Raw genomic sequence first — 23,304 nt, 5'->3', positions numbered from 1 at the left:
TAGCCATAAATAGCTTTTTTAAGTTGATTTTTAAAGTTCCGCGGCTTGGCGCAGTAGCGACTTCGTGGAACGATTATTTCTTGTCAAGATAAGATTTTCCAGCGTAAAATCGAACGTTGTTGTTTAAGGTAAATGGAGCTATTGAGCCAAACCACTTTTAGCAGTATCCTTTTCATATAAAAACCATAATCCTAATCCACCGTTAACAGTTATACCTCTTTGTTTTCTTGCCACCCATTTGGTTTCAAGTATGAATTGCTTTATTCTATTTTCCAAATATGGTATATATTTATTATTATTTGAGTTTTCAAATTTTGTTTCTATTGTCAAATTTCTAATCGTTCCATCTTTGAATAAATTAAATTCAACATTACTTCGTCCAATGTAATAATCGTGCTTGAAAATAAATCCTTCAGGATATTTAAAATTTGCAAAGAAATCTTCAATAACATCATCATCTTGGGTTTCAACAGACTTTGCTTTTGGATAAAAGATTGTTTTATCATAAGTGTCCAAAACACTAAAAACTTTATCTATATTTTTATTGATATAAATCCTATCAGCTTTTACTTCTAAACTATCTAAGAAACCTTTTTTGAATTTATTTTTTACAGTTTGATTCATATATTCTTCATAACAATATCTTCTTTCTTTGTCATGAACAATACATGAAGTTGAAAGAACCTCACAATCTATTCCATGAGGTTTTAATAATTTTTTTAACTCATCTAAATATCTATAATATGATCCTACAGGTATAACATAATAGGTTAAGCTATCTTTTTCTATTTTTTCTTGTGCAGAGTCAATTGATTTTAAGCAGTTTATATCTTTAGTGGAAATTTCACCTAAAATTGTTTCTATACTATCTAAACCTGAATTTTTAGCTTTTAGAAGGAAAGAGTCATTTTCTTTTTGACAAGATATAATCAAAAAAAGTGTTAGCAATAGGGTTAATATTTTTCTCATATATTCTTTTTGCACAATTTTGGAATAAGGTTACTGCTAACTTGTTTATGTATGACAAATATCAGTTTATCTTTTTCTTAAAATAAAAAAATAAAACACAATATTATAATCAATACTATGTTATAAACAAAAAAGCTCTAGTATATTTTGGGATTTTTATTTGTTTTATTTTTAAAATTATGCTTTTACAATTTCTTTAAAACCATCCCAATTGGCATAAATTAAAAACACATTAGCAGCTAAAACAAATATAGCAACAGGTAAATCAGATACTTGCGTTACAGTATGAATTAGAAAAATATTTACTGAAATGGGTAACAATAAAAGAGTTCCTAATTTGATAAATTTTCCACTCACAAGCATTAAACCCGCAATTAATTCTATTGATTTTACCAATGGAAACATGTATTTTGAAGCCATCAATCCTCCCATTAAAGTAGCCATATCACCAGTTGGTACAGGTTGTTCTCCTAAATTGAAGAAATAAGAAATAGAAGCAAAAAGCATCAAAGCTCCTAAAAGCACACGAACAATAATAGTTGCAATTTTCATAATTTGAATAGTTTTTTGGTTAGTTATTTCAAAGATAATGAAATTATTAAACAAAAAACCATCAGTTTCCCGATGGCTTATTTCTTACTTTTTCAAAAACTTTTTATATCCCAAAAATCCTAAAAACCCAATCAACGCAAATGGCCAAAGTACCACAAGAAAAGAAATAATATTTTCCAACATAAACCAGCCCGTTTTTACACTATCCCAAATTTGTAATCCAATATTTGGTCGGTAAGCGTTGATGCTTTTTTCATTAGCCACCATTTCTTGTTTGATGCTTTCGTCTTGGTAAATGTTTAGCGTTAACGTACTAAAGTTCACTTGGTCTTGAAGTGATAAATTCTGCAATTTTGAAGCATCATTTTGTTCTTTTTTTGCTTCTAAGGTTGCTTCGGCATCGACAACTTGATTTAGTTTCTTTCCTTTCGAATCAATTGCATTTGCCAAACGTTTTTCAGATGAATTACTTCTTTTCTGAGCTAATTCATTGGATAACATTTGTAAGGAAACATCATCTGCTTTTATGATGCGATAATCCAAAAAGTGAATTTGTTTCGCAATGGTTTTAATCACCGTATCCATTTTCGTATTCGGAACACGAATCGTGATGTTATTGTCTACTTTATATTTGGTTGTTACTAAAGTGCTATCCTGACTCACTTTGGTTCGGTCTTCGTTGTAAATGTTGCTTTGAAGATTGGTATACGTTACAAATCCACCAAATTTTGTTGTCGCATCTTCAATGGCATAAGTCGATTTGGCGACATTCTTGACTTTAAATTTGACATCAGCTGTTCTCACAAACTTTTGATTACTGTTTTTGTTTTCAACGGTGGCTGAGGAAGAAATAACACTTGTGCTATCGGTTGCAGCTTCTTCCATGTAAGCGGCGTTTTCTTTTGAAGCCGATTCTTTACAAGATAAGACTAAGCCAAACGCTAGCAAAGTCAATACGATTTTGGTGTTTTTGTTCATAAAAATTCATTTTTAAAGTTATTGATTAATTGTTTTTAATACGTGTAGTTTTAGAATCAATAAAAATGAATTTTTAACGGGTTAGTTGTTGAGGCAAGAATAAAAACCGTGCCAAATTTTAACATTTGAACCATTTTCCAACAACTATTTTTTTGTTGTACTTTTACGAAGTAAATTTTCCAATTTTGAGAACAGTAATTACAAAAGATATATCGCCCTTTTCCAACTTTAAAAACCAACTTTTGCATTGGGCTAACCAACACAGAGAAGTTGTTTTTTTAGATTCGAATCAGTATCATCAAAAGTATTCGAGTTACGATTCGGTTTTGGCTGTGGATGCTTTTACTTCGATTAAAACCGATTACGAAAATGCGTTTCAAGATTTGTATCAGTACCAAAGCCAAACGAAAGATTGGTTGTTTGGTTATTTGTCCTACGATTTAAAAAACGATACCGAAGCTTTAAATTCCAACAATTTTGACGGATTAGAATTCCCAGATTTGTTTTTTTTTCAACCTAAAAAGTTGTTTTTGATTAAAGGGAATGAAGTTGAAATTCAGTATTTGAGATTATGCGATGAGGAAATGGAGGCTGATTTTGAAGAAATCATATCTATCGCACCCATTAACCATTACCCATCACCGATTACCATAAAACAACGCATCTCAAAAGAAAATTATCTTTCCAAAGTGTCCAAAATGCTCGAACACATTCATCGTGGCGACATTTACGAAGCGAATTTTTGTATGGAATTTTATGCCGAAAATGCTCAAATTGAACCTTTGGAAATCTATCAAAAACTGAATGCTATTTCGGAACCACCATTTGCGGTGTATTTCAAGAATAATTTTCAGTATTTGCTTTCCGCTTCACCAGAACGTTATTTGCGAAAAGAAGGTTTAAAAGTTACTTCCCAACCTATAAAAGGAACGGCAAGAAGAAGTTTTGATGTAAAACAAGACGAACAATTAAAATCAGATTTAGCTCAAAACGAAAAAGAGCGTTCAGAAAACATCATGATTGTCGATTTAGTCCGAAATGATTTATCGCACACCGCCACAAAAGGAAGCGTTCAAGTGGAAGAATTGTGTCAGATTTACACTTTTAAGCAAGTCCACCAAATGATTTCAACAATTGTTTCGGAAGTTGAAAATACCACTTCACCCATCGAAATTCTAAGAACCACTTTTCCAATGGGAAGCATGACGGGAGCACCCAAAATTTCAGCCATGCAAATCATTGAAAAATTAGAAGAAACCAAGCGCGGATTATACAGTGGGGCAGTGGGTTATTTTACTCCAACTGGCGATTTCGATTTTAATGTCGTAATTCGAAGTATTTTGTACAATTCAAAAAATCAATATTTATCTTTTTCTGTTGGAAGTGCTATAACTTCTCAAGCAATTCCAGAAATGGAGTACGAAGAATGTTTGTTGAAAGCAAAAGCAATGTTTGAAGTGCTGCAATCCAAATAATTCCTTATTTTTGGTCATGCTTACAAAATTCCAAAATCATATCGAACAAAATTTTCACCAACTAAAAGACAAGAAATTGTTCTTAGCGGTTAGTGGTGGAATCGATAGTATGGTTTTATTGGATTTGTTTTACAAGTTGAGGTTTGATGTTTGTGTGGTACATTGTAATTTTCAATTGCGTGGAAAAGAGAGTGATGGTGATGAAATGTTAGTTAGAGAAATTTGTCAAGATAGATATATTCCATATTTTATTGAGAAGTTTGATACGCTCGAATTTGCTAAAGAAAACAAACTTTCTATTCAACTAGCTGCTCGAAAGTTACGTTATGATTGGTTTCAAGAAATTATTTCTCATGGATTTGATTATGTTTTAACCGCGCATCATTTGGATGACAATGTCGAAACATTTTTAATTAATTTCATCAGAGGAACAGGTTTAGAAGGTTTAACGGGAATTCCAGCTCAAAATGGAAACATTATTCGTCCGCTATTGCCTTTTTCTCGTTTGGAAATTGAAAATTATGCGTTAGAAAATAAAATTCAATGGCGAGAAGATTCGAGTAATGCTTCGGATAAGTATTTTCGTAATAAACTACGTCACGATATTGTTCCCATTTTAAAAGAATTGAATACCGGATTTTTAGATTCGTTTCAAAATACTTTACATCATTTGCAACAAGCGGAAAGTTTGGTTGAGGATGCTTCTAAATTGGTTTATGAGAAAGTTGTTGTAGTAAAAGAAAATCAACTAGAAATTCATTTGAAACCTTTGCTTGAATTCCAAAATTATAAAGCGTATTTGTACCAATGGTTGAAAGAATATAGATTTTCGGCTTGGAATGATATTTATGATTTGGTGGAAGCACAATCAGGAAAAAAAGTATTTTCCGAAACGCATATTTTGTTGAAAGACCGAGAAAAATTAATCCTTTTTGAAAGAAAATCATCAAATAATTCAACATTTTTTATTATCGAATCGTTAGATAGTAAAGTTAATATTCCCTTAAAACTTAGGTTTTATAAAGGAGTTAACATTTTTGAAACACATTCGAATTGTATATTTGTAGATGAAAGTAAACTCAAATTTCCGCTTACTATTAGAAAATGGCAAGAAGGAGATTATTTTTATCCGTCAGGAATGAATGGGAAAAAGAAATTGAGTAAATATTTCAAAGATGAAAAATATTCGCTTTTAGATAAAGAAAATCAGTGGTTATTATGTTCGGAAGACCAAATTGTTTGGGTAATCGGAAAACGAGCAGATAATCGATTTACAAGTAATGAAACAACACAAAACAGTATAAAAATCGTATTAGAAGAATGAGAAAATATTTTGCCTTAATCGCCTTAATTTTTGGATTTTTTGGAAATGCACAAATTATAAATCCGGTACAATGGAAAACAAGAGTCGTTCAAAAATCGGCTACCGAATTTGAATTGGTCATGGATGCTACTATCGAAAACGAGTGGCACATGTATTCGCAATTTACACCAGAAAACGGACCACTTCCAACCGTTTTTGATTATAAAAACGCAAAAGGAAACTTCGATTTAGTTGGGAAAACCAAAGAAAGTCCATACAAAAAAGTATACAACGATATTTTTGAAGTAGACGAATATTACTTTGCAAAAACGGCTCAGTTTAAGCAAATAATAAAAGTTACCAATCCAAAATTAAAAGAAGTAAAAGTTTATGTAGAATACCAAGTTTGTAAAGAACAATGTATTCAGCAAGATGCTACGTTTACGTTTAAATTACCAGAAATTAAGGTAGAGGACTCAGAAACCGTATTGCAAGTTGAAAAAGACACAGTTAATCAAGTTAAAAATAAAACAAAAGAAATTGTTGAAGATGACAATAATTTAAAGGAAAAAGCAAAAGAATTGTTTTCAACTCCAAAAGAAGAGGAGAAAAGCTTGTGGGGAATTTTCATTTTAGCCTTCTTAGGCGGCTTTGCAGCTTTACTTACGCCTTGTGTATTCCCAATGATACCAATGACAGTAAGTTTCTTCACCAAACAGAGTAAAACTAAAGCGGCAGGAATTCGTAATGCTTTTATTTATGGAATTTCCATCATTGTTATTTATGTTGGTTTAGGAATGATAATAACGGCTATTTTTGGAATCGATTCACTAAATGCGTTATCGACTAATGTTTGGTTTAACTTGATATTTTTTGTAATTCTAATCGTTTTTGCAGCTTCATTTTTAGGAGCATTTGAAATCGTTTTACCTAATTCATTTTTAAATAAAATCGACAGACAAGCCGATAGAGGTGGAATCATTGGAATCTTCTTCATGGCGTTAGCCTTAGCTGTTGTATCTTTTTCATGTACTGGACCTATTGTAGGTTCCTTATTAGGAGAATCAGCAAGACAAGGAGGAATAGGACCAATAGTTGGAATGTTAGGATTCTCATCTGCCATTGCATTACCTTTTATGTTGTTTGCTATGTTCCCAGGTTGGATGAATTCTTTACCAAAATCAGGTGGATGGTTAAATACGGTTAAAGTTTCATTAGGATTCTTAGAATTGGCTTTTGCTTTCAAGTTTTTATCTAATGCCGATTTAGTTTTACAAACACATTTATTAGAAAGAGAAGTCTTTTTAGCAATTTGGATAGCTGTTTTTGGAGCTTGGGCGTTATATCTTTTCGGAAAATTAATCTTGCCTCACGATAGTCCAATGACACATATTTCTGTAGGTAGATTATTCATAGCTTTATTTGTTACTACATTCACTATTTACTTAATTCCAGGTTTATGGGGAGCGCCACTAAAAATATTGAGCGGATTCACACCACCAATGACTTACAGTGAAAGTCCGTATGGAGTTGGGTACCAAAATACAGTTAGTACAGGAGTTTCTTCAGCAACTGCTTTACCAGAAAATGCGCATATTGGACCATTAGGAATAACGGCATTTCATGATTATGAAGAAGGCTTAGCTTACGCGAAAAAAGTAAACAAACCAGTTTTATTAGATTTCACTGGACATGCATGTGCCAATTGTAGAAAAATGGAAGAAAATGTGTGGTCTGATGCTGAAATTTTGAAAATCTTAAAAAATGAGATTGTACTGATTTCATTATACGGTGATGACCAACGTGAATTACCAAAAGAAGAACAATATGTTTCAAAATCAGGAAGTGAAGTAACTACTATTGGTAAAAAATGGAGAGAATATCAAATTGAACGATATAACATTAATGCCCAACCTTATTATGTTGTTTTAGATGCTGATGGAAAAGATATTTCTAAACCTGTTGGTTATACACCAGATGTTGAGGAATACAAAAAATGGTTACAGGATGGTGTAACGGCTTTTAAAAAATAATTTTTCAAATAAAAAATCCTAATCAAACGATTGGGATTTTTTTATTCATAGTAACTAAATGGTATTTATCAATAATACGAATTATTTTATCAATCTCATTTCTAAGTATTTATTCGTAAAACCAAGTTTTTCATATAAAGCTTTTGCCGGATTATTGGGTTCAACGTGAAGTGCAATATTTCCATCAACAGAAGAAATGGCTTTTTCCATTAGCTTTTTTCCATAGCCTTTTCCTCTTTGTGAATTATTAATGGCAATATAAACCAATATATTTTCAGGAATATAATCTTTCATCCCTGTATTGTTTAGGATAACAATTCCAACAATTTTATCTTCATTAGTACCAATGATAATTTGTCCACCTTTATTTGGATTTAGGACATAATCTATACATTTTTGAATGTCTTCTTCGGTATCTCCAAATTCTTCAAGATGCGTATGTAAAAAATGGGTAATTGTTTTATTTGGAAACTTTTCCGAAGTCCCTGTAGAAGCATTGATATATGTGAAATTCATAAATATAACTTTAAAAGTAAATACAAAGTACAAAATTATTGAATTGCGATCAGATTGTCTAATTCATAAAAAAGTTATTTTTTTCAATACTTTTTCTATATTTGCATCTATATAAGCCATTTAAATAGTATAAGCCATGTTAGTAAAAGTATTCGGAAGCGCCGTTTTTGGCGTTGAGGCCACTACAATCACAGTAGAAGTTAACACAGAAAAAGGAATCGGTTATCATTTAGTTGGGCTTCCTGATTCGGCTATTAAAGAAAGCAGTTTTCGAATTGCTGCCGCACTTAAAAACAATTCCTATCAATTTCCCGGTAAAAAAATCATTGTAAATATGGCACCTGCCGATTTACGAAAAGAAGGTTCGGCCTATGATTTAACTATTGCAGTCGGAATTTTAGCAGCTTCATCCCAAATTACTTCAAAAGAAATCGAAAATTACATCATCATGGGCGAATTGTCGCTCGATGGAACTTTGCAACCCATAAAAGGAGCTTTGTCTATCGCCATTAAAGCCAAAGAAGAAGGTTTTAAAGGGATTATGATACCAATCCAAAACGTTAAAGAGGCAGCAATAGTAGAGAATATTGATGTCTACGGGATTTCAAATGTAACTGAAGTAATCGAATTTTTTGAAGGAAAAGGAGACTTAGAACCCACAAGAATTGATACAACCGAAGAATTTTCAAAAACTTTAAACTTTCCAGAACACGATTTTGCCGATGTCAAAGGTCAAGAAGGAATTAAACGATGCATGGAAATTGCGGCGGCTGGTGGTCATAATATCATTTTAATTGGTCCGCCTGGCTCGGGAAAAACCATGTTAGCAAAACGATTGCCAAGTATTCTGCCTCCAATGACGATGAGAGAAGCGCTGGAAACTACCAAAATTCATTCGGTAGCAGGAAAAACAAAAGATGTTGGATTGATGGCACAACGCCCTTTTCGTAGTCCGCATCATACAGCCTCAAGTGTAAGTTTAGTTGGAGGTGGAAGTTATCCACAACCGGGTGAAATTTCATTAGCTCACAACGGCGTTCTATTCTTAGATGAATTACCCGAATTTAAACGAGAAGTTTTAGAAGTAATGCGTCAACCTTTAGAAGATAGGGAAGTCACGATTTCTAGAGCGAAATTTACGATTACTTATCCATCTTCTTTTATGTTGGTAGCGAGTATGAATCCGAGTCCAGGTGGTTATTTTAATGATCCGAATGCACCTGTGAGTTCTACTCCTCAAGAAATGCAGCGCTATTTGAGCAAGATTTCGGGACCATTATTAGATCGAATTGATATTCACATTGAAGTTACTCCCGTTCCGTTTGAAAAACTAACTGAAACTCGAAAAGCAGAAAGTAGCGTAGCTATTAGAGAACGTGTTACGAAAGCAAGAGAAATTCAATCCCAACGCTTTGAAAATTTTGAACATATTCACTACAATGCTCAAATGAGTAGCAAACTAATTCGTGAATTTTGTGTTTTAGATGAGGTTTCGTTACAATTGTTAAAAACAGCTATGGAACGTTTGAATTTATCTGCCAGAGCCTATGATAGAATTTTAAAAGTTTCAAGAACTATTGCTGATTTAGAGGATTCTGAGTCTATTCAATCACATCATATAGCAGAAGCTATTCAATATCGTAGTTTGGACAGGGAAGGGTGGTTAGGCTAGTTTAAAAAGTAATTATTGAATTCTTCTGGAAATAATTAGAAGAATTCAATAATTTAAAACTTATCTTGTTTGGAATCGGTTTGAATCCATTTTTTGTTGCTATTCAATTTGAATGAGCCAATATGTTCTTTATTCCAATGATTTGGATGAATTAATGACAGAAAATTGGAACCATCTTTAGCTAAATACAAATGATAAGTTTCTCCAATTATAGGTTCAAATGAATATTTAGCGTTGTATAGAATTTCATTCCATTCGTATTCTTGCATTAATTTTTCATACTCCGCTTTTAGTTCGTTAAACTTGCTTTCAAATTCTTTGTTTACGTTTCTAATACCAATATTTTTCCAATCCACAACGTTATCCAATTTAATTGCTGGCGCGCCAACACTCGTAGGATAAGCCAAAACATTTGCATTATAGCCGTTTTCTTCAGAAAAAACTACATTATCTGGAATTTTGCTTTTCATCTTATCTTTTTGAAATTTTGTTGTTTGTAATGGCTCTTTGAAGTTTGCATTTGAATCTATCAATGCCTTCAACTCGTTTGGCTAAATGTTTTGTTTTACAATTTTCAACTCTATTTCTCCACAATTTATAACTGCTGAATTTGAGTTCTTTTTTCATTAAAGCCTTAACATCTGCTTCACTCAAACCAAATTGAAATTTTATTGCATCAAAAGGAGTTCTGTCTTCCCAAGCCATTTCTATTATTCTATCAATTTCAATATCGGTGAAGTCTTTTTTGGATGAAACATTCATTTTGTTTAAAAAATAATTTAAAAAGTTAAACAAAATTACAAAAAAAATAAATATGATGAATACAGATTTGAATTATTTATGTTTTTTCCAATATTTTGCTCCATAGCTACAAAAAATCTCTTGTTGGGATTTGATTTTCTTTGTAGCTACGATGCAAACATTATCATCATCGTCTAATGTGATTTTGGAATTATTTTTGAATGCTGATTTGGAGAAAGCCTCGGCATCATTAGCATATTTAGCAAAGCAATCTACATTCATAGAGTCTAGTAGTGAACCATCTAACATGTTAATGAAATAGCGGTCATTTCCTTCAGAAACTCTTTTTTGAGCTTCTTCATCGGTTAAAATTTCTCCTTTAAAAAGTGAGATAATTTCATTTGGATAGATATCAATTACTGTAAACAAACCTTTTCCAGCATTTGGTATTTGTGAATCTTGAATATATAAATAATCAGATTCGGGTGCTTCAATTTTCAACACAATTAAAGTTCTTCGGCAAAAGTATCGCCTAATCTAATATCTCCCGATTTAAAGCCTTTCATAAACCATTTCATACGTTGTTCAGATGAACCATGTGTGAATGAATCAGGTACAACATGTCCTTGCATTTTACTTTGAATAGCATCGTCACCCACAGCGTGAGCTGCACTTAAGGCTTCTTCAATATCGCCTTCTTCTAAATATTTTTGGTTGTAGTGTGCCCATAATCCGCCATAAAAATCAGCTTGTAATTCTAAACAAACGGATAATTTATTGGCTTCTGCTTCACTTTTTCCTTGTTGTAATTGTCTCACTTTCCCTGAAGTTCCAAGTAAAGTTTGAACATGATGCCCCACTTCATGAGCAATTACATAAGCTATGGCAAAATCACCACCTTTAGCTCCAAAACGAGTTTTTAGCTCCTCAAAAAAAGCTAAATCCATATACACTTTATGGTCGCCTGGACAATAAAATGGTCCTGAAGCTGAACTTGCTCCACCACAAGCGGTTTCAACTGAACCAGTAAATAAAACCATTTTTGGTTGTTCGTATGTTCCAAGATTATTTTCTTCAAATATTTTGGTCCAAATATCTTCTGTATCAGCAAAAACAGTTGAAACGAATTCGCCCATTTCTTTTTCTTCAGGAGTAAGTTCTCTTTGTTCAACTTGCTCTGTTTGTTGAGTACCTTGACTTTGTTGAATGGTATCGACAAGCGGTGCTGCTTCTGGAAAAAACATTTTTACAAGAAAAAAGACAATTGCAATTGCACCTCCACCAGCAACTACTTTTCCTCCGCCTGACATTCCTCTTCTATCTTCTACGTTGTCACTTTGACGTCTGCCTATCCATTTCATAAGAAATATTTTTTAAATTGTTAAAATCCGAAACGAACTCCTAAATATAAATCGGCTTGTTTTCCGCTATCAGCTAAAGCTGTAAATACACTGTTTGATCCTATGAAAAATCCTGCTAATCTAAAACCAATTCCACTTGTAAATCCTGAAATTTCATTAGATGCTAAAGGAGCATAAGCTTCAAACCATTTTGCAGAAAATCTTGGAATTAAAGTGTACGAATTTTGAGTTGTGATAAAATCACTTTTGCTATCATCGCTAACTTTTTGATTGATACTTCCTGTTACAAACCATTTTTTTGTTAAACGAACATCGGCATAAGCATTAATTACGGTTGGTAATTTCACAGTATAGTCAGCAGTACTTGATGTTGATTGGAAATAAGCCGCATTTGCAGGATCGTTTAAAATAGCTTCAATTTCAGATAAACTTTCTGCATTTTCAAATTGATTCAAATCTAAACTTTCTAAGTTATCTACATTTAAAACATAATTTTTACTTAAGTTATTATCAGATTTAAAAGTCATTGAACCAATGTTTTTAATTGAAAGTCCAGTGTTTAATCGATAACTATTAGCATCATTTTCGTCTTTCCAACGATAGTTTACGGCTATGTCAGCTGCAAAACCATTGATTCCTTGAGAGAAAAATTCGTTGTAGTTTCCTTGATCGTTATAGTTGTTTGCTAAAACACCAGCATACGCAATGTTGATATTAGCAGAAGCATTTATCAAAGAAATGTCTCCAAAATTATTTACGATTGTACCATTTAAGTTTGTTGCAGAAAAGTTTGCATAAGCTCCAGGAAATAATAAACGTAAATTAGTTCCAATATTAAGTTTGTGTTTTGGAAGATCGATTAAATTTCGAGCAATTGTTAAATCAATTTCTCCCCAAGTTGTTGCGTTTAATCTTTGATTGTCGTTTGATGAAATTACGGTTTGAGAAAAAATATTACTCAATTCACCATTTTGAATAGCATCTCCTAATTTTGAGTCTAAATTAATAACATTTGCTTTAACATTAGCAACTGAAGTAATTCCAAATCCCCATTTTTGGTATTTAAAAGCAAATGAAGGACCTAATATTTGAGTATCTAATCTTAAATTAACAACATCATTTCCTTCAAAAATTTTATCTTCTAAATTGTTTCCACTAACTAAATCACTAAAAGTTAATTTATTATTAGCCATTCCAATAGAAAAATTGAATGCATTAACTTCAAATTTAGAATTCATGTTTACTAATTCAGCAGGATTATTTGTCGCATTTAATAAACCTCCTCTTTTTGAAGTTGAAATTCCACTAAAGTGTTCTTGAGCAGTTAAAGTGTTGGTAATTAAAAAGGTAGTAAAAGCAAGTTTGATAATCTTCATAAAAATTAGATATATTTATTAATTATAGTTTGTAATTCAATTATTTTGAAAGGTTTAGAAATGTAGTCATCCATTCCATAATCTAAACATTTTTCCTTTTCTCCAACCATAATTCCGGCTGTGAGTGCAATAATAGGTAAATTTTTTAACTTTTCATTTTTTCGAATTTCCAAAGTAGTTTCATAACCATTTTTTTCAGGCATTTGAATATCTAAAAGAATTAAGTTTATCGATTCTTTGTCCAATATTTCCAAGACTTTTAGACCATTTTCAGCTTGAAAAATAGTACTATTGGGTAAAATAGATTGAATCATTTTTTTACACAATAACATATTAATTATATTATCCTCTACAATTAAAATATTTAATTCTTTCGAGAATTTATTGGTTTCAAAATTTGTTATTTGATTACTCTTATTTGAATTTTTTATATCGTTTTGAGAAGATTTTGCAATTTCAAAAGTGATAGTGAAATTGAAATTACTTCCTTCTCCATGAATGCTGTTTACTTCAATTTTACTGTTCCATTTTTCTAGAATTTTATTAGAAATCGACAATCCTAATCCAGTTCCACCAAATTTTTTGCTTGTGGAAACATCTTCTTGTACGAAAGATTGAAATATTTTATTAAGGTTTTCTTCTTTAATACCAATTCCAGTGTCAATTACGGATAATCTTAGTGTTGAAAATTTATTTTTAACGCTTTTTATTTGTTCAATTTGAAGTAAAACTTCTCCGAAGTTGGTGAATTTTACAGCATTTCCAATTAAGTTTACGAGAATTTGTTTTAACCTAACAATATCTGCCACTATCCATTCTGGAACATTTGGATCTATAATTAAATTTAATTCAATGTTTTTATTCATTGCATGACTTTTAAATAAGTCAACAACTTGTTGTGCTAAGGTTCTAATATTTACGGGTTCGAAAAACAGTTCAAATTTTCCAGATTCAATTTTTGAAAAATCTAAGATATCGTTTATAATTTCTAAAAGTAAATTGGCTGAATGGTTGATATTATTCATATAAACCTTTTGATTCTCGTCTAAATTTGTTTTTAATAATAAGTCAGAAAATCCAATTACACCGTTTAATGGAGTTCTAATTTCATGACTCATATTAGCCAAAAATTCTGATTTTGCCTGATTAGCAAGCTCAGCAAATTCTTTTGCTTTTATTGCAGCGTCTCTTTCTTTTTGTGCTGTAATATCTCGGGCAACTCCTCTTATTTTAATAACTTCACCTGATTCGTTTATTACAGGCTCGCCAGATCCTAAAAGCCATTTTTTTCTGTTTCCAGCTAGAGTGAAAGGATGCTCCACTTCGTATGATTTTTTTTCTTTAATTGTTCTATCAACAAGCTGATCTAAGTGATTTATATCTTCAATAGTTAATTTGCTTCTATAGGTTTCTGCTAGATTTTCTTGTGCACTTTTATCTATCTCAAAAATATTGTAAAGTTCGTCTGACCAATATAGTTTGTTACTGATTAAGTCAAATTCCCAACTCCCAATTTTTGCCATTTTTTGGGACTCATTTAATAATTTTTCACTGAGTATTAATTTTTCTTGGGTATTTTTTATTTCTGAAATATCTCGTGCTATTGCAAATATTATTTTTGTTTTTAAGTTGATAGTTGAAATCCATTGTAGCCAGATGTTGGTTCCATCTTTTCGTAAATATCGATTACTAAAATTGATAGTATTGATTCCTTCTCTAAGATTATTCATCTCATTTAAGGTTTTTTCTACATCTTCTGAATGAACATAATTGATGAATTTTTTAGTGATTAATTCTGATTCAGAATATCCTAATGTGTTGGAGAAAGCGGGATTAATTTTTAAAAAATAACCGTCTAAATTGGCAATGCATATTAAATCGGTAGTTTCGTTAAAAAAATATTCAAAATTTTCGTGTAAAGTGTCTCTACTTTTGTAGTATGCTAATTCCGTCTCAAGTTGTTTGATTTTTTGATTAGAAGTAATATGTGAAAGTAAAGTTTTCTTCATTACAACGAAATTATTTGCAATAAATGTAGTGAAAAAACTTTAAAAAAAACATAAATAATGTTAAATTACTGAATTCCAAATGACATCGTTTGGAGTTTGAGCAATAAAAGTCAAGATTTCTTTGGAGACAGGATGAGTTAAAATTAATTTACGAGCATGCAGATGAATCCCTCCATCAGAATTACTTCGGTCAAAACCATATTTTAAATCACCTTTTATTGGACAACCAATAGCTTGTAATTGTGCTCTAATTTGATGGTGTCTTCCTGTGTGTAAGTCAATTTCTAAAACAAAATAATTATCTAATTTTTTGATGATTTGATAACTTAAACTTGCTTTTTTACTTTCAGGAACTTCTTTTAAATGCGCTTTTGAAGTGTTGTTTTTAGTATTTCTTTTTAAGAAATGAACTAAAGTATCTTTTTCTTTTGGAGGACAATTTTTTACTACTGCCCAATAGGTTTTTTGCGTTTCTCTATTTTTAAACGTTTCGTTTAAACGTGTTAGCGCTTTTGACGTTTTCGCAAAAACCACAATTCCAGTTGTTGGTCTATCTAAACGATGAACGACTCCTAAAAAAACATCTCCAGGCTTATTGTATTTTTCTTTGATGTATTCTTTTACCACATCAGAAAGTGGTTTGTCACCCGTTTTATCTCCTTGAACAATATCACCTACACGCTTATTGATGACAATGATGTGATTGTCTTCGTGAAGGATTTGTAAGTTGTCTTTTGTGGAAATTTCTTTGTTAGACACAATTAATATTGTTCGTTAGCATTAGGAAAATCTTGCGATTTCACATCGGTTACATATTGACCAATAGCTTGCGTCATCTGTTCGTATAAATTCAAATAACGACGTAAAAATCTCGGACTGAATTCGTTATTCATTCCTAACATGTCGTGAATTACTAAAACTTGTCCATCAACACCACCACCAGCACCAATTCCAATTACAGGGATAGAAATACTTTTAGCCACTTTTTCAGCTAGAGCTGCTGGAATTTTTTCTAATACTAATGAAAAACAACCTAAGCGCTCTAACATTTTTGCGTCTTCGATTAATTTTTCAGCTTCCGCTTCTTCTTTAGCTCTAACGGTATAAGTTCCGAATTTATAAATAGATTGTGGTGTTAATCCTAAATGTCCCATGACAGGAATTCCAGCGTTTAATATCTTTTTGATTGAATCTTTAATTTCACTTCCACCTTCTAATTTTACTGCATGCCCGCCACTTTCTTTCATAATTCGTATTGCAGAGCGTAAGGCTTCTTTAGAATCCGATTGATAACTACCAAAAGGTAAATCAACCACGACCAAAGCTCTTTCGCAAGCTCTAACCACACTTGATGCGTGATAAATCATTTGGTCAAGTGTAATTGGAAGTGTTGTTTCATGTCCCGCCATAACATTACTTGCTGAATCACCAACTAAAATAACATCTACACCCGCAGAATCTACAATTTTAGCCATTGTAAAATCATATGAAGTTAGCATGGAGATTTTTTCTCCATTTTCTTTCATATCAATCAAAGTTCTTGTTGTAATTCTTTTGTAATCTTTCTTCGCTACTGACATGTTTTTTGTATTTAAAAGACAAAGGTAGTAAATGTTATTTTCTTTTTAGATTTTGAAAAAATATTTCTCAAATATTAAATTTATGTTAAATTAATGTTTTAATTTAGGGGCGTTTAAAAACAATGCTAAAATGATATCTATATTACTTGCTGTTGCAATTCTAGGTTACTTATCGGTTATTCTAGAATCTCCTATTCGAATTAATAAAACAATTACTGCTTTACTTACTGGAACAATTTGTTGGGTTGTTATTGCTCTTTACAGCCACGATGACCAACACTTAGTAACTGAAAAATTAATGGAATATTTTGGAGAAATATCAGGATTGTTGATTTTTCTTATGGGAGCAATGACGATAGTGGAATTAATAGATATTCATAAAGGTTTTACTGTAATTACCAGTAGAATTAGAACAACTTCTGTTTTAAAATTACTTTGGATAGTTGCTTTTATTACTTTTTTTCTATCAGCATTATTAGATAACTTGGCAACTGCAATCATTATGGTAACACTTTTAAGAAAGTTAATGCCAAAAGGAGAAATCAGAATGGTATTGACAGGAATCGTTGTAATCGCAGCTAATGCTGGAGGAGCTTTTAGTCCGATAGGAGATGTTACTACAACTTTATTATGGATAGGCGGTCAAGTAAGTTCTTTTGGAATTGTGAAAGCATTGATTTTGCCATCTATTATGGTATTGTTAGTGCCTGTATTGATAGCTAGTTTTAGAATGAAAGGTTTTGCAGTTTTGAGAGCACAAGTATCCATGGCTCAAGTGCGTCAGGAAGAAAAAATGCGAGGGAGTATGAGTGTTTTTATAGCTGGTGTACTAGGATTAGTAATGGTTCCAGTAATTAAAACATTAACAGGATTACCACCATTTATTGGAGTTTTAATTTCATTATCGATGGTTTCTTTAGTTTCAATAATGTATCATAGAAAAAAGACACAAGAAGAGAAAGATAAGTTTTCAGTGGCATACGCATTGACTAAAGTTGATATTAGTTCAATACTTTATTTTATGGGAATATTATTAATGGTATTTGCTTTGCAAGAAGTAGGAGTTTTAAAAGAATTAGCGAACATTTTAATTACAAACTTACCAAATACAGATTCTATGATTGTTGCTATTGGAGTTCTATCTTCAATTGTAGATAACGGAAGTTTAGTAGCAGCAACACAAGGAATGTTCTCTTTGGCTGATTATCCAATGGATCATTCTTTATGGGAATTTATCGCTTTATGTGCTGGAACAGGAGGAAGTATGTTAGTAATTGGTTCTGCAGCGGGTATTGCCGTAATGGAGAAAGAGAAAATTACTTTTATGTGGTATTTGAAAAAAATAACTCCTTTGGCAATTGTTGGTTATGTTGCTGGTATTGTAACATATTTGATTCAAGTGCTACTAATGCATTAAAATATTAGGATGAAATCATTGTTTTTCCTGTTTTTTCTTGGAATAACTAGCTCTCTTTTTGCGCAAGATACCAATCCCAAAAAAGTGGTGGATGATTTTTTTATTTCTTTTCATGCTAAAGACACAACTGCTCTAAAACAATTGTGTCATCCTGAAATTGTAATGAGAACAATTGCTAACACAAAAGAAGGAAACAAACTCATTGATGAAAAGTTTGATGAATTTTTAAATTCAATTGCTACTATTCCTTCAAATTTGAAAATATTCGAAAAATTACTTGATTCTAAAGTAGAAATTGATGGCAACTTAGCCCACGTATGGACTCCGTATGAATTTTATGTAAATGATAAGCTAAGTCATATTGGTGCCAACGCTTTTACCTTGTACAACGACAACGGAAAATGGCAAATTATTCATTTAATTGATACCAGAAGAAAGAAATAATTTATCAAAATAATAACCAGTAAAACTTCCCATTACATAACAAAGTAAATCCAACCAAAGGAAACCTTCTCCCAAAATGTAATGACCTAAAGTGGTTTTTCTAATAGCTAGTAACCAATCGATTTGAACCAATTGTAAGATTTCAATATCAAAACAAAAAAGCAAACTCAATAGGAGCGAGGTTGATTTTTTCGAATCCATAATTAAAAATCGAAATCCGAAGTAAATCAAAACAGCATACAAAACATCTCCAATAAATAATGGAATGCCAGTGATTTTCCTTGAAAGTATTCCAAGAATTAAAACTAATAAAATCGTAATGAAATAATTTAGTCGATTACTTTTCATTAACAATCCGCTAGTCCAACCGCAACCGCTAAACCACCTTCTGAGGTTTCTTTGTATTTAGTATTCATATCCTTTGCAGTTTCCCACATCGTATTGATTACTTTGTCTAATGGTACTTTTGCGTTTAAAGCATCGGTTTCTAAGGCTAATTCTGCTGCATTTATGGCTTTAATTGCTCCCATAGTATTTCTTTCAATACACGGAATTTGCACTAAACCACCAATTGGGTCGCAAGTTAATCCTAAGTGATGTTCCATTGCAATTTCGGCTGCCATCGTAACTTGAGCTGGAGTTCCGCCCATTAATTCACACAAAGCAGCTGCTGCCATAGCACTCGAAACTCCAATTTCCGCCTGACAACCGCCCATAGCTGCTGAAATGGTGGCTCCTTTTTTAAAGATAGAGCCAATTTCGCCCGCCACCATTAAAAATTGTTTGATTTCTTTTTCGCCAGCTTCGTGATTTTCGATTACCAAATAATACATTAGAACCGCTGGAATAACTCCTGCACTTCCATTGGTAGGAGCCGTAACCACACGACCTAACGAAGCATTTACTTCATTTACTGCCAATGCAAAACAACTTACCCATTTTAAAATTTGACGGAATTTAACTTCAGTTTGTCTGATGATTTGCAACCACGAATATGGGTCTTCATAAGGTAAAACTCCAATTAAGTTTTTGTGCATGTCATACGCTCTTCTTCGCACATTTAAACCACCCGGAAGAATTCCCTCAGAATGACAACCAATGTACATGCATTCTAACATCGTATCCCAAATGCGAAGTAATTCGTTGTGAATTTCTTCTTCGCTACGCATGGTTTTCTCGTTTTCGTAAACGATTTCAGAAATCTTCTTGTTTTCTGCCGCACAAAAAGCTAAAAGTTCGTCCGCTTTTTCAATTGGAAATGGAAAAGTATGTAAAATTTCTTCTTTGTGATGGTCTTCTTTTTCTTTTACCACAAATCCTCCACCAATCGAATAATAGGTTTCTGAATAAGTCTCAGTATCAGTTTTAGCGGTAAAAGTTAATCCGTTGGCATGAAAAGGTAAAAAGTTTCGGTTGAAAACAATATCGGTTTCAAAACAAAACGGAATTAAAATTTCATTTCCTAAGAAAATTTCTTTCTTGTTTTTGATGGCAGAAATAATCACATCAATACTTTCCACCGGAATATATTCTGGATCAGCGCCGCTTAAACCAAGCATTACTGCTAAATCTGTAGCATGCCCTTTTCCGGTTAATGATAAGGAACCATATAAATCTACTTTGACACCAATGATGTTATCAATTAGATTGCGATTGCGCAATTCTTTTAAAAATTGTTCGGCAGCACGCCATGGCCCAAGAGTGTGAGAACTTGAAGGTCCAACACCAATCTTTAACATATCAAAAACAGAAATACATTCCATAAATAGTTCTTTAGTATAGCAAAGATAGTTTTTAAAATTGAAATTATGCAACACGTAAAACAGTTCAATTGTTACAAATCTTTTGAATTAATAACATAAAATTGGGATTTGGTTTCCTTCTTTTTTAGTTCTTTTGCAAAAAAAAGTAATGCCAATAAATAAGTATTTTTTAGCTGCTCTTATTGCCTTTGTTATTTGGGGATTTTTCAGCTTGGCTTTGAAGCCTTTAACGGATTATGCTTCACTAGATATTTTATTCTTCCGAGTTTTTATTGCTACGGCTTTCTTATTGGGAATTAATTTATTTTTTAGAAAATCAGTTGTTGTTGAAGCGAAGAAAACCTTCAAAGAACTTTCAAAGAAAAAACAAAAATCAGCTGTAATCATGACGATTGTTGGCGGACTTTTGTTAGTATTAAATTGGTTTTTATTCATTTACGCGGTGAATCATGTGAGTTTGCAATCGGCTTCGTTTGCTTATATAATTTGCCCAATTTTAACCACCGTTTTAGCTTTCATATTATTAAAAGAAAGAATCGATGTTTGGCAATGGATTGCAGTAGGATTATGCGTAATTAGTTGTGTAATTTTATCTTACGGAAATTTTAAAGATTTGATTTACAGTGTGATAATCGCTTTAAGTTTCGGATTGTATTTAGTTTCCCAAAGAAAGAATAGTGATTTCGATAAATTCTTGATATTAACCATTCAAATGGTGATTTCATCAGCTATTTTATTACCGTTTTATCCGAGTTATGGTGGAGCAGTTCCAACCGAATTTTTGTTTTATTCATTACTTTTAATCATTGTCATTGTCTTCACGATTATTCCTTTATTCCTAAATCTATATGCTTTAAAAGGATTAAATTCTTCTACTGTTGGGATATTAATGTACACCAATCCGTTGATTCATTTCTTTTTAGCGATATTTTATTTTAAAGAATCGGTTTCGGTTGCCCAAATTGTTTCTTACTCTTTGATTTTGATTTCTATTGTGGTTTTTAATGTCGCTAATTTTAAAAACCTAAGACAGAATAGACTCAAATAACCACCTTAAAACGACATTTTGTCAGTTTAAAAAACCTGACAAAAGCTGTTTTCTGTCAATTTTCAGTATTTTTCGTAATGGCACAATCCTTGAATTAAAGTCATCGAGTTTAAAATTGAAATTTAAAATCTAACAAGTATAAAAATGAGCAAAATTATTGGAATCGACTTAGGAACAACCAACTCATGTGTGGCTGTAATGGAAGGTGGAGAACCTGTTGTAATTGCAAACGCAGAAGGTAAAAGAACAACACCATCTGTAATTGCTTTTGTAGAAGGTGGAGAAATTAAAGTTGGAGATCCGGCAAAAAGACAAGCAGTAACTAACCCTACAAAAACGATTGCTTCGGTAAAACGTTTTATGGGTAACAAGTATACTGAAAGTGCAAAAGAAGCTTCAACAGTAGCTTACAAAGTGGTTAAAGGTGACAACGATACGCCTCGTGTTGATATCGATGGTCGTTTATACACACCGCAAGAATTGTCTGCAATGACACTTCAAAAAATGAAAAAAACAGCTGAGGATTATTTAGGTCATTCAGTTTCTGAAGCAGTTATTACTGTTCCAGCTTACTTTAACGATGCACAACGTCAGGCTACGAAAGAAGCAGGTGAAATTGCAGGTTTAAAAGTAATGCGTATTATCAATGAGCCAACAGCAGCAGCTTTAGCTTATGGATTAGACAAACAAGGTAAAGACCAAAAAATCGCAGTTTACGATTTAGGTGGAGGTACTTTTGATATTTCTATCCTAGAATTAGGAGACGGAGTTTTCGAAGTATTATCTACAAACGGAGATACTCACTTAGGTGGAGATGATTTTGACCAAGTAATTATCGATTGGTTAGCAAACGATTTCAATGCTGCTGAAGGTGTTGATTTACGTAAAGATCCAATGGCATTACAACGTTTAAAAGAAGCAGCTGAGAAAGCTAAAATTGAATTATCAGCTTCTGCTCAAACAGAAATCAACTTACCATACGTAACAGCTACGGCTTCTGGACCAAAACACTTAGTTCAAACATTAACAAGAGCTAAATTCGAACAATTAGCTGAATCTTTAGTAAAACGTTCTATGGAACCAGTTGCTAAAGCTTTAAAAGATGCAGGTTTATCAGTTTCTGATATTGATGAAGTTATTTTAGTAGGAGGTTCAACTCGTATCCCAGTTATCCAAGAACAAGTTGAGAAATTCTTCAACAAAAAACCATCAAAAGGAGTTAATCCTGATGAAGTAGTAGCAATTGGAGCTGCAATTCAAGGAGGAGTTTTAACTGGTGAAGTAAAAGACGTATTGTTATTAGACGTTACACCACTTTCATTAGGTATTGAAACTATGGGAAGTGTAATGACAAAATTAATTGAGTCTAATACTACAATTCCAACAAGAAAATCACAAGTTTTCTCAACAGCAGCAGATAACCAACCATCGGTAGAAATCCATGTTTTACAAGGAGAAAGACCAATGGCGAATGATAACAAAACAATTGGTCGTTTCCATTTAGATGGTATTCCACCAGCACCAAGAGGAGTTCCTCAAATTGAAGTAACATTTGATATTGATGCAAATGGTATCATCAAAGTTTCTGCTACTGACAAAGGAACAGGAAAATCTCATGATATTCGTATCGAAGCTTCTTCAGGTTTAACTCCAGAAGAAATCGAAAGAATGAAAAAAGATGCTGAAATGAATGCAGAAGCAGACAAATTAGCTAAAGAAAGAGTAGAAAAAATTAATGAAGCTGATTCTATGATTTTCCAAACAGAAAGTCAATTAAAAGAAATTGGTGATAAATTAACTGCAGAGCATAAAACTGCTATCGAATACGCTCTAACTGAATTAAAAATGGCTCACGAAAATCAAGATTTAGAAGCTATTCAAAAAGGTTTAGACAACGTAAATGCAGCTTGGAAAACAGCTACAGAAGAAATGTACAAATCACAAGAGCAAGGAGCTTCTCAAGCTGAGCCACAAGCAAACGCTTCAGGTGACCAAACTCAAGATGTAGATTTCGAAGAAGTGAAATAATTTTCTAATCGAAAATAAATGTAAAACCGAATCAGTAAT

22 protein-coding genes are annotated in these 23,304 nt (G+C 32.2%); 8 read left to right on the top strand and 14 right to left on the bottom strand.

What is annotated here, in order from left to right; translation table 11 throughout:
* Nucleotides 1–138: 138 nt before the first annotated feature.
* The 3 genes from BP92_RS0114505 to BP92_RS0114495 all read right to left on the bottom strand — a co-directional run bounded on the left by BP92_RS0114505 (nucleotide 139) and on the right by BP92_RS0114495 (nucleotide 2,499).
* On the bottom strand, nucleotides 139–969 hold the full coding sequence (locus BP92_RS0114505; protein WP_026726691.1) for a hypothetical protein: 831 nt from the start codon (nucleotides 967–969) through the stop codon (nucleotides 139–141).
* 177 nt (nucleotides 970–1,146) lie between these two features.
* Nucleotides 1,147–1,521, bottom strand: coding sequence for a DoxX family membrane protein (locus BP92_RS0114500; RefSeq protein ID WP_026726690.1), 375 nt, complete (start codon nucleotides 1,519–1,521; stop codon nucleotides 1,147–1,149).
* Nucleotides 1,522–1,605: 84 nt separating this feature from the next.
* Complete coding sequence (locus BP92_RS0114495) at nucleotides 1,606–2,499, bottom strand: DUF4349 domain-containing protein (protein ID WP_026726689.1); 894 nt, start codon at nucleotides 2,497–2,499, stop codon at nucleotides 1,606–1,608.
* 185 nt (nucleotides 2,500–2,684) lie between these two features.
* Here BP92_RS0114495 and BP92_RS0114490 point away from each other — a divergent pair, with 185 nt between their 5' ends.
* From BP92_RS0114490 to BP92_RS0114480, 3 genes are read left to right on the top strand one after another with little or no spacing between them, the layout of a single operon-like run.
* Entirely contained in the window at nucleotides 2,685–3,974 is a 1,290-nt protein-coding gene (locus BP92_RS0114490) for an anthranilate synthase component I family protein (protein ID WP_026726688.1), read from the top strand.
* 16 nt (nucleotides 3,975–3,990) lie between these two features.
* Nucleotides 3,991–5,298 carry a tRNA lysidine(34) synthetase TilS gene (tilS, locus tag BP92_RS0114485; protein WP_026726687.1) on the top strand — a complete coding sequence of 436 codons (1,308 nt, stop codon included), beginning with the start codon at nucleotides 3,991–3,993 and terminating at the stop codon, nucleotides 5,296–5,298.
* Nucleotides 5,295–7,310 carry a protein-disulfide reductase DsbD family protein gene (locus BP92_RS0114480; RefSeq protein ID WP_026726686.1) on the top strand — a complete coding sequence of 672 codons (2,016 nt, stop codon included), beginning with the start codon at nucleotides 5,295–5,297 and terminating at the stop codon, nucleotides 7,308–7,310. Before tilS ends, BP92_RS0114480 begins: the two co-directional genes overlap by 4 nt.
* An 81-nt stretch (nucleotides 7,311–7,391) precedes the next feature.
* Here the strand turns inward: BP92_RS0114480 and BP92_RS0114475 are convergent, their stop codons facing one another.
* Nucleotides 7,392–7,826 (bottom strand): GNAT family N-acetyltransferase, encoded by a 435-nt coding sequence (locus BP92_RS0114475; RefSeq protein WP_026726685.1) that lies wholly within the window; start codon nucleotides 7,824–7,826, stop codon nucleotides 7,392–7,394.
* 136 nt (nucleotides 7,827–7,962) lie between these two features.
* On the opposite strand from BP92_RS0114475, the gene BP92_RS0114470 reads away from it, so the two are divergent.
* Nucleotides 7,963–9,498 carry a YifB family Mg chelatase-like AAA ATPase gene (locus tag BP92_RS0114470; RefSeq protein ID WP_026726684.1) on the top strand — a complete coding sequence of 512 codons (1,536 nt, stop codon included), beginning with the start codon at nucleotides 7,963–7,965 and terminating at the stop codon, nucleotides 9,496–9,498.
* Between the two features lie 53 nt (nucleotides 9,499–9,551).
* On the opposite strand, the gene BP92_RS0114465 is transcribed toward BP92_RS0114470, so the two are convergent.
* From BP92_RS0114465 to panB, 8 genes are all read right to left on the bottom strand, one after another.
* Entirely contained in the window at nucleotides 9,552–9,968 is a 417-nt protein-coding gene (locus BP92_RS0114465; protein ID WP_026726683.1) for a DUF2452 domain-containing protein, read from the bottom strand.
* Between the two features lies 1 nt (nucleotide 9,969).
* Nucleotides 9,970–10,260 (bottom strand): TIGR03643 family protein, encoded by a 291-nt coding sequence (locus BP92_RS0114460; RefSeq protein WP_026726682.1) that lies wholly within the window; start codon nucleotides 10,258–10,260, stop codon nucleotides 9,970–9,972.
* 72 nt (nucleotides 10,261–10,332) lie between these two features.
* Entirely contained in the window at nucleotides 10,333–10,743 is a 411-nt protein-coding gene (locus BP92_RS0114455) for an SET domain-containing protein-lysine N-methyltransferase (RefSeq protein ID WP_245598387.1), read from the bottom strand.
* 2 nt (nucleotides 10,744–10,745) lie between these two features.
* The gene (gene ypfJ, locus BP92_RS0114450; RefSeq protein WP_026726680.1) at nucleotides 10,746–11,600 is read right to left on the bottom strand and encodes a KPN_02809 family neutral zinc metallopeptidase; all 855 of its coding nucleotides are present in this window, start codon (nucleotides 11,598–11,600) and stop codon (nucleotides 10,746–10,748) included.
* Between the two features lie 20 nt (nucleotides 11,601–11,620).
* Nucleotides 11,621–12,976 carry a hypothetical protein gene (locus BP92_RS0114445; protein ID WP_026726679.1) on the bottom strand — a complete coding sequence of 452 codons (1,356 nt, stop codon included), beginning with the start codon at nucleotides 12,974–12,976 and terminating at the stop codon, nucleotides 11,621–11,623.
* Nucleotides 12,977–12,981: 5 nt separating this feature from the next.
* Nucleotides 12,982–14,985, bottom strand: a complete 2,004-nt coding sequence (locus tag BP92_RS16840; RefSeq protein WP_051604499.1) for a PAS domain S-box protein — start codon at nucleotides 14,983–14,985, stop codon at nucleotides 12,982–12,984.
* A 60-nt stretch (nucleotides 14,986–15,045) separates the two neighbouring features.
* A complete protein-coding gene (locus BP92_RS0114435; RefSeq protein WP_026726678.1) occupies nucleotides 15,046–15,744 on the bottom strand; it encodes an RluA family pseudouridine synthase in 699 nt (232 codons plus the stop codon).
* A 2-nt stretch (nucleotides 15,745–15,746) separates the two neighbouring features.
* Complete coding sequence (gene panB / locus BP92_RS0114430) at nucleotides 15,747–16,565, bottom strand: 3-methyl-2-oxobutanoate hydroxymethyltransferase (protein WP_026726677.1); 819 nt, start codon at nucleotides 16,563–16,565, stop codon at nucleotides 15,747–15,749.
* Between the two features lie 130 nt (nucleotides 16,566–16,695).
* On the opposite strand from panB, the gene nhaD reads away from it, so the two are divergent.
* Nucleotides 16,696–17,982, top strand: coding sequence for a sodium:proton antiporter NhaD (nhaD, locus tag BP92_RS0114425; protein ID WP_026726676.1), 1,287 nt, complete (start codon nucleotides 16,696–16,698; stop codon nucleotides 17,980–17,982).
* Between the two features lie 9 nt (nucleotides 17,983–17,991).
* Nucleotides 17,992–18,426 carry a nuclear transport factor 2 family protein gene (locus BP92_RS0114420; RefSeq protein ID WP_026726675.1) on the top strand — a complete coding sequence of 145 codons (435 nt, stop codon included), beginning with the start codon at nucleotides 17,992–17,994 and terminating at the stop codon, nucleotides 18,424–18,426.
* On the opposite strand, the gene BP92_RS0114415 is transcribed toward BP92_RS0114420, so the two are convergent.
* Both BP92_RS0114415 and BP92_RS0114410 read right to left on the bottom strand, forming a co-directional pair.
* Nucleotides 18,400–18,774 carry a ribosomal maturation YjgA family protein gene (locus tag BP92_RS0114415; RefSeq protein ID WP_026726674.1) on the bottom strand — a complete coding sequence of 125 codons (375 nt, stop codon included), beginning with the start codon at nucleotides 18,772–18,774 and terminating at the stop codon, nucleotides 18,400–18,402. The two genes, BP92_RS0114420 and BP92_RS0114415, sit on opposite strands and share 27 nt — an antisense overlap.
* Entirely contained in the window at nucleotides 18,774–20,189 is a 1,416-nt protein-coding gene (locus BP92_RS0114410; RefSeq protein ID WP_026726673.1) for an L-serine ammonia-lyase, read from the bottom strand. Before BP92_RS0114410 ends, BP92_RS0114415 begins: the two co-directional genes overlap by 1 nt.
* Before the next feature lie 148 nt (nucleotides 20,190–20,337).
* On the opposite strand from BP92_RS0114410, the gene BP92_RS0114405 reads away from it, so the two are divergent.
* Both BP92_RS0114405 and dnaK read left to right on the top strand, forming a co-directional pair.
* The gene (locus BP92_RS0114405) at nucleotides 20,338–21,237 is read left to right on the top strand and encodes an EamA family transporter (protein ID WP_026726672.1); all 900 of its coding nucleotides are present in this window, start codon (nucleotides 20,338–20,340) and stop codon (nucleotides 21,235–21,237) included.
* 144 nt (nucleotides 21,238–21,381) lie between these two features.
* The gene (gene dnaK / locus BP92_RS0114400; RefSeq protein WP_026726671.1) at nucleotides 21,382–23,265 is read left to right on the top strand and encodes a molecular chaperone DnaK; all 1,884 of its coding nucleotides are present in this window, start codon (nucleotides 21,382–21,384) and stop codon (nucleotides 23,263–23,265) included.
* Nucleotides 23,266–23,304 lie beyond the last annotated feature (39 nt).

The sequence above is a fragment of the Flavobacterium sasangense DSM 21067 genome, assembly GCF_000686885.1.
Lineage (GTDB): Bacteria > Bacteroidota > Bacteroidia > Flavobacteriales > Flavobacteriaceae > Flavobacterium > Flavobacterium sasangense.
Note: the sequence above shows the minus strand (reverse complement) of the source record. Positions and strands in the feature narration are given on the sequence as shown.

What these genes read in the sequence shown, in the direction of transcription:
- BP92_RS0114500 (WP_026726690.1), bottom strand. Translation starts at nt 1,521, where the DNA reads ATGAAAATTGCAACTATTATTGTTCGTGTGCTTTTAGGAGCTTTGATG.
- nhaD (WP_026726676.1), top strand. Translation starts at nt 16,696, where the DNA reads ATGATATCTATATTACTTGCTGTTGCAATTCTAGGTTACTTATCGGTT.
- BP92_RS0114460 (WP_026726682.1), bottom strand. Translation starts at nt 10,260, where the DNA reads ATGAATGTTTCATCCAAAAAAGACTTCACCGATATTGAAATTGATAGA.
- BP92_RS0114415 (WP_026726674.1), bottom strand. Translation starts at nt 18,774, where the DNA reads ATGAAAAGTAATCGACTAAATTATTTCATTACGATTTTATTAGTTTTA.
- panB (WP_026726677.1), bottom strand. Translation starts at nt 16,565, where the DNA reads ATGTCAGTAGCGAAGAAAGATTACAAAAGAATTACAACAAGAACTTTG.
- BP92_RS0114445 (WP_026726679.1), bottom strand. Translation starts at nt 12,976, where the DNA reads ATGAAGATTATCAAACTTGCTTTTACTACCTTTTTAATTACCAACACT.
- ypfJ (WP_026726680.1), bottom strand. Translation starts at nt 11,600, where the DNA reads ATGAAATGGATAGGCAGACGTCAAAGTGACAACGTAGAAGATAGAAGA.
- BP92_RS0114470 (WP_026726684.1), top strand. Translation starts at nt 7,963, where the DNA reads ATGTTAGTAAAAGTATTCGGAAGCGCCGTTTTTGGCGTTGAGGCCACT.
- tilS (WP_026726687.1), top strand. Translation starts at nt 3,991, where the DNA reads ATGCTTACAAAATTCCAAAATCATATCGAACAAAATTTTCACCAACTA.
- BP92_RS0114405 (WP_026726672.1), top strand. Translation starts at nt 20,338, where the DNA reads ATGCCAATAAATAAGTATTTTTTAGCTGCTCTTATTGCCTTTGTTATT.
- BP92_RS0114420 (WP_026726675.1), top strand. Translation starts at nt 17,992, where the DNA reads ATGAAATCATTGTTTTTCCTGTTTTTTCTTGGAATAACTAGCTCTCTT.
- BP92_RS0114505 (WP_026726691.1), bottom strand. Translation starts at nt 969, where the DNA reads ATGAGAAAAATATTAACCCTATTGCTAACACTTTTTTTGATTATATCT.
- BP92_RS0114465 (WP_026726683.1), bottom strand. Translation starts at nt 9,968, where the DNA reads ATGAAAAGCAAAATTCCAGATAATGTAGTTTTTTCTGAAGAAAACGGC.
- BP92_RS16840 (WP_051604499.1), bottom strand. Translation starts at nt 14,985, where the DNA reads ATGAAGAAAACTTTACTTTCACATATTACTTCTAATCAAAAAATCAAA.
- BP92_RS0114410 (WP_026726673.1), bottom strand. Translation starts at nt 20,189, where the DNA reads ATGGAATGTATTTCTGTTTTTGATATGTTAAAGATTGGTGTTGGACCT.
- BP92_RS0114495 (WP_026726689.1), bottom strand. Translation starts at nt 2,499, where the DNA reads ATGAACAAAAACACCAAAATCGTATTGACTTTGCTAGCGTTTGGCTTA.
- BP92_RS0114475 (WP_026726685.1), bottom strand. Translation starts at nt 7,826, where the DNA reads ATGAATTTCACATATATCAATGCTTCTACAGGGACTTCGGAAAAGTTT.
- BP92_RS0114480 (WP_026726686.1), top strand. Translation starts at nt 5,295, where the DNA reads ATGAGAAAATATTTTGCCTTAATCGCCTTAATTTTTGGATTTTTTGGA.
- dnaK (WP_026726671.1), top strand. Translation starts at nt 21,382, where the DNA reads ATGAGCAAAATTATTGGAATCGACTTAGGAACAACCAACTCATGTGTG.